General features: G+C 69.7%; 8 protein-coding genes and 1 pseudogene. 1 reads left to right on the forward strand and 8 read right to left on the reverse strand.

The features are described 5' to 3' along the window. Positions 1–2,320: DNA helicase PcrA (gene pcrA, locus ABD52_RS33380; RefSeq protein WP_047894360.1), on the reverse strand; the 2,320-nt coding region annotated here is incomplete at its 3' end. 288 nt (positions 2,321–2,608) lie between these two features. Between pcrA and ABD52_RS33385 the strand changes: the two genes are divergently transcribed. After that, positions 2,609–2,962 (forward strand): chorismate mutase, encoded by a 354-nt coding sequence (locus ABD52_RS33385; RefSeq protein WP_030269423.1) that lies wholly within the window; start codon positions 2,609–2,611, stop codon positions 2,960–2,962. An 85-nt stretch (positions 2,963–3,047) separates the two neighbouring features. Here ABD52_RS33385 and ABD52_RS33390 read toward each other — a convergent pair whose 3' ends face one another. The 7 genes and pseudogenes from ABD52_RS33390 to ABD52_RS33420 all read right to left on the reverse strand — a co-directional run. Continuing rightward, on the reverse strand, positions 3,048–4,064 hold the full coding sequence (locus ABD52_RS33390) for an ABC transporter ATP-binding protein (protein ID WP_013288520.1): 1,017 nt from the start codon (positions 4,062–4,064) through the stop codon (positions 3,048–3,050). Then, entirely contained in the window at positions 4,057–5,085 is a 1,029-nt protein-coding gene (locus tag ABD52_RS33395) for an ABC transporter ATP-binding protein (protein ID WP_013288521.1), read from the reverse strand. Before ABD52_RS33395 ends, ABD52_RS33390 begins: the two co-directional genes overlap by 8 nt. A 25-nt stretch (positions 5,086–5,110) precedes the next feature. Further along, positions 5,111–6,094: an ABC transporter permease gene (locus ABD52_RS33400; RefSeq protein ID WP_013288522.1), complete on the reverse strand. Its 984-nt coding sequence runs from the start codon at positions 6,092–6,094 to the stop codon at positions 5,111–5,113. 75 nt (positions 6,095–6,169) lie between these two features. Then, the gene (locus ABD52_RS33405; RefSeq protein WP_013288523.1) at positions 6,170–7,096 is read right to left on the reverse strand and encodes an ABC transporter permease; all 927 of its coding nucleotides are present in this window, start codon (positions 7,094–7,096) and stop codon (positions 6,170–6,172) included. A gap of 147 nt (positions 7,097–7,243) precedes the next feature. Beyond that, positions 7,244–8,887, reverse strand: coding sequence for an ABC transporter substrate-binding protein (locus ABD52_RS33410; RefSeq protein ID WP_047894361.1), 1,644 nt, complete (start codon positions 8,885–8,887; stop codon positions 7,244–7,246). Positions 8,888–9,473: 586 nt separating this feature from the next. Then, positions 9,474–10,151: a response regulator transcription factor gene (locus ABD52_RS33415; RefSeq protein ID WP_013473634.1), complete on the reverse strand. Its 678-nt coding sequence runs from the start codon at positions 10,149–10,151 to the stop codon at positions 9,474–9,476. 1 nt (position 10,152) lies between these two features. Further along, positions 10,153–11,184 (reverse strand): annotated as a pseudogene (locus ABD52_RS33420) (sensor histidine kinase); the annotation flags it as partial. Between the last annotated feature and the right edge of the window lie 30 nt (positions 11,185–11,214).

Below are 11,214 nucleotides of genomic sequence, written 5' to 3' on the forward strand. Positions count from 1 at the left end.
CCACCGCCAGCACCCGGCCCAGGCCGTACCGCTGGTGGTTGACCCGGTCGCCCACCGCGACCTTCGGGGCCTGCTTCAGCTCGCTCGCGGTGGCCAGCCGGCTGGCGTCCACGCCCAGCCGCTTCGCCAGCTCGGTCGCCTTGGGCGTGCCGCCGGCGAAGCCGCCGCGGCCCAGCCGGTCCGCCCGGCCGCCGACGCCCCCGCCTCCGCCGCCCCACGAGGTGTACGACCCCTCGGTGCGCTCCCAGCGGACCAGCTCGGGCGGCAGCTCCTCCAGGAACCGCGACGGCGGGTTGTAGGCGGGCGCGCCCCAGGCCGACCGGGTCACCGCGCGGGACAGGTAGAGACGCTGGCGGGCCCGGGTGATGCCCACGTACGCCAGCCGCCGCTCCTCCTCCAGCTCGCGGGTGTCGCCGAGCGAGCGCAGGTGCGGGAAGACGCCGTCCTCCAGGCCGGTCAGGAAGACCACCGGGAACTCCAGGCCCTTGGCGGTGTGCAGCGTCATCAGCGTGACCACCCCTTGGTGGTCCGGGTCGTCAGAGGGGATCTGGTCGGCGTCGGCGACGAGCGCCACCTGCTCCAGGAAACCGGCGAGCGTGGCTCGCTCGTCGTCGGCGCCGAGCGCCTCGATCCGCTCGGTGTACTCCCGGGCGACGCTCACCAGTTCCTGGAGGTTGTCCACCCGGCCGGCGTCCTGTGGGTCGAGGCTCTCCTCCAGCTCGGCCAGGTAGCCGGAGCGGGTCAGCACCGCCTCCAGCACCTCCTCCGGGGTGCCGGTGCCGGCCAGCTCCCGCGCCGCGTCGAGCAACGCGACGAACTCGGCGATGCCGTTCGCCGCCCGGGTGGAGATGCCCGGCGCGTCCTTGGCCCGGCGCAACGCGGCGCCGAAGGAGATGCGGTCCCGGGCACTCAGCGCCTCCACGCACGCCTCGGCCCGCTCGCCGATGCCCCGGCGCGGGGTGTTGAGAACCCGGCGCAGGCTGACCGTGTCGTCGTCGTTGACCACGGCGCGCAGGTACGCGAGCGCGTCGCGGACCTCCTTGCGCTCGTAGAAGCGCACCCCGCCGACCACCTTGTAGGGCAGGCCGACCCGGATGAACACCTCCTCGAACACACGGGACATGGCGTTCGTGCGGTAGAACACCGCCACGTCGCCCGGGCGGGTCTCGCCGTCGTCGACCAGCCGGTCGATCTCCCGGGCCACCCAGTCGGCCTCGGCGTGCTCGGTGTCGGCGACGTACCCGACGATCTGCTCGCCGGACCCGGCGTCGCTCCACAGCCGCTTCGGCTTGCGAGAGGTGTTGCGGTCGATCACCGCGTTGGCGGCGTTGAGGATGGTCTGGGTCGAGCGGTAGTTCTGCTCCAGCAGGATCGTGCGGGCGTCGGTGAAGTCCCGCTCGAACTCCAGGATGTTGCGGATGGTCGCGCCGCGGAACGCGTAGATCGACTGGTCGGCGTCACCGACCACGCACAGCTCCGCCGGCGGGATCCCCTCGGTACCGGAGACCAGTTCCTTGATCAGCACGTACTGGGCGTGGTTGGTGTCCTGGTACTCGTCCACCAGCACGTGCCGGAACCGGCGCCGGTAGCTCTCCGCCACGTGCGGGTGCGACTGGAGCAGGTGCACAGTCGTCATGATCAGGTCGTCGAAGTCCAGCGCGTGCGCCTCGCGCAGCCGCCGCTGGTAGAGCGTGTACGCCTCGGCCAGCGCCCGCTCGTTCGGCCCCTTGGCCCGGCCGGCGAACTCCTCCGGGTCGACCAGCTCGTTCTTCAGGTTCGACACCTGGGCGGCCAGGCCCCGGGCCGGGTAGCGCTTCGGGTCCAGATCCAGCTCGCGGGCGACCATCTGCATCAACCGGCGCGAGTCGTCCGCGTCGTAGATCGAGAACGTCGACTTCAGGCCGGCGTGCTCGTGCTCGGCCCGCAGGATGCGTACGCAGGCGGAGTGGAACGTCGAGACCCACATGAGCCGGGCGCGCGGGCCGACCAGCGCGGCCACCCGCTCCTTCATCTCACCGGCGGCCTTGTTGGTGAACGTGATCGCGATGATCTCGCCGGGGTGCACGTCGCGGGCGGCGAGCAGGTAGGCGATCCGGTTGGTCAGCACCCGGGTCTTGCCGGACCCGGCGCCGGCCACGATCAGCAGCGGGGAGCCGGCGTGGGTCACCGCGTCCCGTTGGGGGCCGTTCAGGCCGTCGAGGAGGGCGGCCGGGTCCGACCCGGCGCCCCCGGGACGGCGCGGCGGGGTCGGCCGGGACTCCGGCGCGGGCGGGGACTCCGGCGCGGGCGGGGATGTGGGAATGTCGAAGAGAGGATGCATCGCAGCCCGAGTCTATGCCGCCGGGCGGACACTTCCCCGCCCGCGCCGCCGCCCGGCGCACACCGTCACGTCTCACCTGTTGGTGCGTCTTCTTGCGCGCCCGCCCGGGTGGTCGGCATACTCGACGACGTGTTCGATCAGCGCTTCTACTTTTACTACGGCACCGGGAGTCCGGCAGCCGTGGGTCGCGCCTGATCACAGACCTACGAAACGCCCCGGGCTCCCCGAGCCCGGGGCTTTTCCGTCCCGGGATCCGGGTACCGGGCCCGAGCCCCGAGAGGGACGACGATGATGACTGACGTGGTGGAGTCCAGCGGCAGCCTGGCGCGGCACGACCGGACGGCCGGCGGCGACCCGACCGGCGCCGCGGCGGCCCGGACCGGCACCGACGACGCGGCGGCGGCGGAACGGATCGGCGAGATCCGGCGGCGGATCGACGAGATCGACCGCACCCTCATCGCGCTCTGGCAGGAGCGGGCAGCGCTCTCCCAGGAGGTCGGCGCGACCCGGATGGCGTCCGGCGGCACCCGGCTGGTGCTCTCCCGCGAGCGGGAGATCCTGGAGCGGTTCCGGTCCGAACTCGGCGCCGACGGCACCCAGCTCGCGCTCCTGCTGCTGCGCGCCGGCCGCGGCCCGCTGTGACGGCCACGGAGGCGCTGTGACGGCCACGGAGACGACGAACCGCCTGCCGGCGTCGAGCTGACGCCGGCAGGCGGTCCGGAACGGATCAGGCCACCTCGTGGGTGACGACGATCTCCCGCTTCTCCGCGAAGTGGCAGGCGCTCGGGTGGTCCGAGCCCGGCCGGATCTGGAGCAGCGGCACCTCCTGGGCGCAGACGTCCTGCGCCTTCCAGCACCGGGTGCGGAACCGGCAGCCCGAGGGCGGGCTGACCGGCGAGGGCACGTCGCCCTGGAGCCGGATGATCGCCTTGCTCTCCCGCACGGTCGGGTCCGGCACCGGCACCGCCGACAGCAGTGCCTGGGTGTACGGGTGGGTCGGCCGCTCGTAGATCTCGTCCTCGGTGCCGATCTCCACCATCTTGCCCAGGTACATCACCGCGACCCGGTCGGAGAGGTGCCGCACCACGGACAGGTCGTGGGCGATGAAGACGTACGACAGCCCGAACTCGGCCTGGAGCTTCTCCAGCAGGTTCATCACCTGAGCCTGGATCGAGACGTCCAGGGCCGACACCGGCTCGTCGCAGACGATCACCTCGGGCCGCAGCGCCAGCGCCCGGGCGATGCCGATGCGCTGCCGCTGACCGCCGGAGAACTGGTGCGGGTACCGGTTGATGTGCTCCGGGTTGAGGCCGACCAGGTCGAGCAGCTCCTTGACCTTGTTGCGCCGGCTGCCGCGCGGGGCCACCTCGGGGTGGATCTCGAACGGCTCGCCGATCAGGTCACCCACCGTCATCCGGGGGTTCAGCGAGGTGTACGGGTCCTGCATCACCAGCTGGATCTGCCGGCGCAGCCGCCGCAGCGCGCCACCGGAGAGCTTGGAGATGTCCTGGCCCTTGTAGAGCACCTGGCCGCCGGTCGGCTTCTCCAGGTTCATCAGCACCCGGGCCAGCGTCGACTTGCCGCAGCCGGACTCGCCGACCACGCCGAGCGTCTCGCCGGCCTTGAGGTCGAAGGAGACGCCGTCGACCGCCTTGACCTGACCGATGGTCTTCTTGAACACCACGCCCCGGGTCACGGGGTAGTGCTTGACCAGGTCACGGACCTCGATGATGTTCTCAGTCACGGTTCACCAGTTCCTCGGCGAAGTGGCAGGCGCTGGCCCGGCCGTTGCCCAGTTGCAGCAGCGGCGGGACCTTCTCCCGGCACATCGGCTGCGCCATCGGGCAGCGCGGGTTGAACGCGCAGCCCGTCGGGATGTTCATCAGGTTCGGCGGAAGGCCCTTGATGGTCCGGAGCTCCTGCCCCTTCTCGTCCATCCGCGGGATCGAGTTGAGCAGGCCGAGCGTGTACGGGTGTGCCGGCTTGCGGTACAGGTCGTAGACGTCGGCTTCCTCGACGATCCGGCCGGCGTACATGACCGCGATCCGGTCCGCGACGTCGGCGACCACGCCGAGGTCGTGGGTGATCAGGATCATGCCCATCTGCCGTTCCCGCTGGAGCTCGCCGAGCAGGTCCATGATCTGGGCCTGCACTGTCACGTCGAGCGCGGTGGTCGGCTCGTCGGCGATCAGCACCTCGGGGTCCAGCGCCAGCGACATGGCGATCATGGCGCGCTGCCGCATACCGCCGGAGAACTGGTGCGGGTAGTTGCTGAACCGGCCCTTGGCGTTGGGGATCTTCACCTGGTCGAGCATCTCGATCGCGCGCTTCTTGGCGTCCGAGCGGCTCATGCCGCGGCGGATGCGGAACTGCTCGGCGATCTGGAAGCCGACTGTGAAAACCGGGTTGAGGGCCGAGAGCGAGTCCTGGAAGATCATGGCGATGCCCTCGCCCCGGATCCGCCGCCGCTGCTCGGGGGACATGGTGAGCATGTCCTTGCCGTGGAAGCGGACCTTGCCGCCGGTGACGAAGCCGGGCGGGGTGTCCAGGATGCCCATGATGGTCTGCGCGGTGACGCTCTTGCCGGAGCCGGACTCGCCGAGCACGGCGAGGGTCTCCCCCGCGTCGACGTGGTACGTGACTCCGTTGATGACCTTGGCGACGCCGTCCCGGGTGCGGAACTCCACCCGAAGGTCGTCGACCTCGAGCAGCCGACCCGAGGGGCGGCCGGATCCGTCGGCGCCCGGCGAGGACTGCTCGGACACGAGAATGTCGGACAACTCAGTTCCCCTAACGGAGCTTCGGGTCGAGGGCCTCGCGGACCGCCTCGCCGAGCATGACGAAGCTCAGCACGGCGGCGACGAGGAACGCGGAGGGGAAGAACAGCAGGTAGGGCGAGACCCGGATGTAGTTCTGCGCCTCGCTGATCATGATGCCCCAGGAGACGACCGGGCTCTTCAGGCCGATGCCCAGGAACGAGAGCGTGGCCTCCGCGCCGATGAACGAGCCGACCATGATCGTGCCGTAGACCAGCAGCGGGGCCAGGCAGTTCGGCAGCAGGTGCTTGAGGATGATCCGGCCGGTGCCGGCGCCGAGCGCGCGGGCCGCGACGATGTAGTCGGCCTCCTTGGTGGCGAGCACCGAGGAGCGCATCAGCCGCATCACGACCGGCCAGCTCAGCACGCTCAGGGACATGATGACCAGGCCCATGATCGTCCACTCGCCGTTGTCGGAGCCGGACCCGTTGAACGTGGTCAGGATGACGATCGAGCCGAGCACGAACGGCAGGCCGAAGAAGATGTCCGCGATGCGGGAGAGCAGCGCGTCCACCCAGCCGCCGCGGTAGCCGGCGATGATGCCCATCGTGCCGCCGACCAGCAGCGTCAGGAAGGTGGAGACCACAGCCACCACGATCGAGGCGCGGGCGCCGTAGATGACCCGGGCGTAGACGTCGCGGCCCTGCACGTCGTAGCCGAACCAGGCGGCCGACGACGGCTCGACCCGGCTGCGGTCCAGCGAGCCGTTCACCGCGTCGCCGGAGGTGAACAGCCACGGGAAGGCCGCCATCACGAGGAAGACCAGGATGATCGTCGCCGAGATCCAGAACAGCGGCTTGCGGCGCAGGTCGATCCAGGCGTCACCGAGCAGGCCACGCGGCTTGTTCTGCTTCGCGCTCTCCGGCAGGCCCGCGTTGGTGGGCGCGCCCGACCCCGCCTCGGTGGGCATGGTCGCGGGCGGCGTCGACACGATCGACGCGGTATTCGGGTCACTCATGCCCGTACCTCGCTGCGCTCGGCACGGGCGTGGTTGCCCGCGCAGACTGCTGGGACGTTTCGTACGCTGCGGCGGTCACTCATAGCGGATCCTCGGGTCGAGGGCGGCGTAGAGCAGGTCCACCACCAGGTTCATGATGAGATAGACGAGCACCAGCACCACAACGATGCCGACAACGGTAGCGCTCTCCTTGGTGACGATCGAGCGGAGCACCTGCCGGCCGATGCCGTTGATGCCGAAGATGCCCTCCGTCACGATCGCGCCACCCATCAGCGCGCCGAGGTCGGTGCCGAGCAGGGTGACCACCGGGATGAGCGAGTTGCGCAGCAGGTGCACGCCGACCACGCGGCGCATCGGGAGACCCTTGGCGATCGCGGTGCGGACGTAGTCGGCACGCCGGTTCTCGGCGATGCTCGTACGCGCCACCCGGGCGATGTACGCCATCGATGCGCTTCCGAGCACGAAGCCCGGCACGATCAGTTCGCTGAACCGCATCTCGTTGGACACGGTCGGGTTGATGATGCCCCACTTCACGCCGAGCAGCCACTGCAGCACGAAGCCGATGACGAAGACCGGGAGGGCGATCAGGAAGAGGGTGGAGACCAGGACCAGGTTGTCCAGGAAGCCGTTGCGCCGCAGGCCGGTCAGGATGCCGGCGCCGAGACCGATCACGGCCTCGATGGCGAGGGCGACCACCGCCAGCTTCAGGGTGTTCGGGTACGACGTGGCGATGATGTCGCTGATCTCGCGACCGCCGAACGTGATACCGAAGTCACCCTGCAGAAGGTTCTTCATGTAGCTGGCGTACTGCACCCAGATCGACTCGTCGAGGTTGTACTTCTCGGTCATCATGGCGCGGTAGTTCGGCGGGCAACCGCGGTCGCCGCACTTGCCGGCGAAGGGGTCACCGGGCACTGACCAGACGAGCCAGTAGATCAGGAACGTCGTACCGATGAACACCGGCACGAGTTGCAGCAGCCGTCTCAAGAGATAACGGCCCATGGGGTGGTCCTCCAGACAGGGAGCGCCGGGGCGGGCCGGCGCGGCGGCGACAACGTTTGCGAGGGGTTCGTTGTACACCCCCTCGCGGAACGGCCCCGGGCCGGGCTCACCGGTAGGCGAGCCCGACCCGGGGTCAGACCGTTCGGATCAGAGCTCGACCGAGGTGATGTCGAGCTCACCGACGTTGGTCAGCTCCAGCTTCTTGATCTTCTCCGAGTGGCCGGACTGCTGGCCACCGAAGTAGATCGGCATGGAGGGGACGTCCTGGTCGATCAGCTTGACGGCCTCAGCGAACTTCTTGTGGGCCTCCTCGAGGCTGGGGGCCGCGGAGGCCTCCTTGGCGAGGGCGTCCACCTGCGGGTTGCTGTACTTGCCGTCGTTCGAGGAACCACCGGTGACGTAGAGCGGGTTGATCCAGTTCTCGACGTCCGGGTAGTCCTGCTGCCAGCCGGCCCGGTAGGCACCGGTCATCTTGTAGGCGTTGATGTTGGCGCGGAAGACCGCGAAGGTCGGCACGCCGACGGCAACCGCGTCGATGCCCAGGTTGGTCTTGATCTGCTGGGCGACGGCCTCCATCCACTCCTTGTGGCTGGCGTCCGCGTTGTACGACAGGGTCAGCTTGCCCTGGAAGCCACCGGCCTCCTGGAGGAGCTGCTTGGCCTGGGCCACGTCGAACTTGCAGGCGGTGCAGTTGCCCGGCTCGGCGCCCGGGGTCAGCGGGTTGGCCCAGCTGTCGGCCGGCTTGCGGTTACCGAAGAAGATCTTGTCGGTGATCGACTGCCGGTCGATGGACAGCGAGATCGCCTTGCGCAGCTTCGGGTTCTGGAAGCGCTTGTCGTAGATCGGGAAGGCGATGATGCCCGTCGACGGGGTCGTCGAGGCCATGGCCCGCTCGGCCAGGTCGGTCTTCCACTTCTCACCGGCCAGCGCGGAGACCGGAACCTGCTGCTGGAAGTCCAGGTTGTTAGAAACCAGGTCGTTGTAGGCGGCAACGTCGTCCTGGTAGATCTTGACGGTGACGTCCTTGATCTTCATCTTGTCGCGCAGGCTGTAGTCGTCGAAGCGGGTCAGCTTGATCTCGACGTCGTCCTGCCAGGAGACGAGGCTCACCGGGCCGTTACCGATCGGCTTCTTGCCGAAGTCGGCCGGGGTGGACGAGAAGAACGCGTCCGGCAGCGGCATGAAGGCGCTGTAGCCCAGCTTGGTCGGGAACACGGCGGTCGGCGCGGAGAGCGTGACCTCGAAGTTCCAGTCGTCGACGACCTTCAGGCCGGACATCTCCTTGGCCTTCGGCTCCGGGGCCTTCTTCGGGCCGTCCGGGCCGTCCGGGTCCTCGGTGTAGACCTCGTCGAAGCCCTGGATGTCGGAGAAGAAGGAGGCGTTCTGCGCGCCGTTCGGGCCGTACGCAGCCCAGTTCCAGGCCTTGACGAAGCTCTCGGCCTTGACGGTGGTGCCGTCGTGGAACTTGGTGTTCTGCTTGATCTTGACCTTGAAGACCTTCGAGTCGCTCGTGTCGATCGACTCGGCGAGCAGGTTCTGCGGCGCCCCACCGTTGTTGGGGTACTCGACCAGACCGCTCCACATCCAGTCGATGATCGCGCCGCCACCGGTCTCGGTGGTGTTCGCCGGAACCAGGGGGTTCTCCGGCTGGGTGCCGTCGATGACGATCGCGCCGTCCTTGCTGGCGCCGGCGTCGCCACCGTCGTTGTTCCCGCTGGAGCAGCCGGACGCGACGAGCGCGAATGCCGCGCCCACCGCGAGCGCGCCGCTCGCCCGCTTCGAGACTCTCATTCCGAGGGGCCTCCTCTTTCTAACCTGGTTCCGTCGTGAGTTTCACGCACGTCTTTGGGGGTGACACCACCGGCGACCCGAACCGCAGGACGCCGGTTTACCGCAGAGGAATTCGGGACACCCCAGGGGTACCGATCCGCCGGGCGCCACACCCTGGACGAGACACCGCGCAGGGTCGGCGACCACGCAGCGGCGCGAAAGACGGCGTCACGTGGTCGGCAGGCCCGACGAGATGCCTCACACCGGGGGGTGAGGTGCTGCCACTGTGACACCAACCGGCCCTTTCCGTGAAGGTGCCGTTATCAAGCCGTTAGTTGGTCGCCACGTTGCCGATACTTGAGAAAAGATCACAAAGCGCACGGACGATAGGGCCCTGAACAGGCAAGACGGGCACAGACAGGTCGACGGACGTCCCTGCGACACGGGAGGCTGTGACGTTCACCGCGCCGGCGTCGGCCCCCTTCGCGGGCACCCGGCTGCCGGGTTTTTTGTCCGTCCGGATGATGCCATGCCGACCGAGCGGGCACCACCGGCACCCCCGGGGTACGAGGTCGCCGAGGCCCCGCCCCCGGGCGGGCGTCGGTTCCTAGACCAGCCGGCGGTCGGCGGCCCACCGGGACAGCTCGTACCGGTTCGACATCTGGAGCTTGCGCAACACGTTGGAGACGTGCGTCTCGACCGTCTTGATCGAGATGTACAGCTCCTTGGCGATCTCCTTGTACGCGTACCCCCGGGCGAGCAGCCGCAGCACCTCGCGCTCGCGGTTGGTGAGCTGGTCCAGCTCGGGGTCGGCCACCGGCGCGTCCGGCCGGGAGGCGAACGCGTCGAGCACGAACCCGGCCAGCCGCGGGCTGAACACCGCGTCGCCGTCGGCCACCCGCCGGATCGCGTCGGTCAGCTCCTCCGGCGAGATCGTCTTCGTGACGTACCCCCGCGCGCCGGCGCGGATCAGGCCGATCACGTCCTCGGCGGCGTCGGAGACGCTCAGCGCCAGGAACCGCACCTGCGGATGGGTACGCCGCATCGCCTCCAGCACCGCGCGGCCACCACCGTCGGGCATGTGCACGTCGAGCAGCACCACGTCCGGAGCGGTGGCGGCGATCCGGGTCACCGCCTCGGCCACCGAGCTGGCCTCACCGACCACCTCCACGCGCGTGCCCAGCTCGGCGCGGACGCCGGCCCGGAACATCGCGTGGTCGTCGACGAGGAACACCCGCAGCGGCCCGCTCGGCGCCGTACCCTCGACCGGTTCCTGCTCGGACATGTCACTTGTCCCTTTCCGCCGTGGAGCCGGAGCCGCTGATCGGCAGGATCAGCCGGACCTCGGTCCCTTCCCCCGGCTCGGACCGGATCTCCGCCCGGCCGCCGTGCCGCTTCATCCGTCCGATGATCGAGCCCCGGACGCCGTGCCGGTGATTCTCCACCGTATCCGGGTCGAAGCCCTTGCCCCGGTCCCGGACGAACACGCTCACCTGCTCCGGCTCCACCTCGGCGTACAGCGACACGGTCTGCACACCGGCATGGCGGGCCGCGTTGACCAGGGCCTCCCGGGCGGCGGCCACGATCGCGCCCACCCGCTCGTCGGTCTCCCGGTCGCCGACCACCACCACCTCGACGGTGATGGCGAACGTGTCCTCCACCTCGGCGGCGGCCTGCTCCAGGGCGGCCGCGAAGCGCTCGGTGGGCGAGGCGGCCGGCTTGTAGAGCCAGTTGCGCAGCGAGCGCTCCTGACCCCGGGCCAGCCGCTGCACCGTCTTGACGTCGCTGGCGTTGCGCTGGATCAGGGCCAGCGTGTGCAGGACCTGGTCGTGCACCATCGCGGCCAGTTCGGCGCGCTCCTGCTCACGGATGCGGCCCTCCCGCTCGGAGCGGAGCTGGTTCCAGGTGCGCCAGAGCACCGGCCCGGTGACCACACCCACGCCGGCCAGCCCGACCAGCGCGAAGATCACGCCGTTGAGCACCGCGTCGAAGTTCTGCGCCGGCGAGTAGACGGCCGCCACGCCGATGATGCCCACCGCGACGAGTACGCCGCCGCCGATGAAGCGCAGCACGAACGCGCGCCTGTCGCTCTCCTCCACCACCGCGCCCAGCCAGGGCACTGGCGAGTCACCCCACTGCCGGCGGCGCTCCGGGGCGGACTGGTGCCAGATGACGCCCGCGCCGACCGCGATGATCGCCACCAGCCAGCCGGCCGTGCCGGCCGCGCCCACCGAGTTGAACGCCACCACCTGGAGCAGCAGCACGCCGAGCCCGATCACCACGAACGGCAGCAGCTGGGCCAGGTCGCGGCGGGGCGGGCGTCATCTGGCACCAGTCCGCCCCGGAGC

This window comes from Micromonospora sp. RV43 (assembly GCF_001029515.1).
Taxonomy (GTDB): domain Bacteria; phylum Actinomycetota; class Actinomycetes; order Mycobacteriales; family Micromonosporaceae; genus Micromonospora; species Micromonospora aurantiaca.

Excerpts from the sequence above, each read along its gene's own strand:
- ABD52_RS33385 (WP_030269423.1), top strand. The coding sequence starts at position 2,609 with ATGATGACTGACGTGGTGGAGTCCAGCGGCAGCCTGGCGCGGCACGAC.
- ABD52_RS33400 (WP_013288522.1), bottom strand. The coding sequence starts at position 6,094 with ATGAGTGACCCGAATACCGCGTCGATCGTGTCGACGCCGCCCGCGACC.
- ABD52_RS33405 (WP_013288523.1), bottom strand. The coding sequence starts at position 7,096 with ATGGGCCGTTATCTCTTGAGACGGCTGCTGCAACTCGTGCCGGTGTTC.
- ABD52_RS33410 (WP_047894361.1), bottom strand. The coding sequence starts at position 8,887 with ATGAGAGTCTCGAAGCGGGCGAGCGGCGCGCTCGCGGTGGGCGCGGCA.
- ABD52_RS33415 (WP_013473634.1), bottom strand. The coding sequence starts at position 10,151 with ATGTCCGAGCAGGAACCGGTCGAGGGTACGGCGCCGAGCGGGCCGCTG.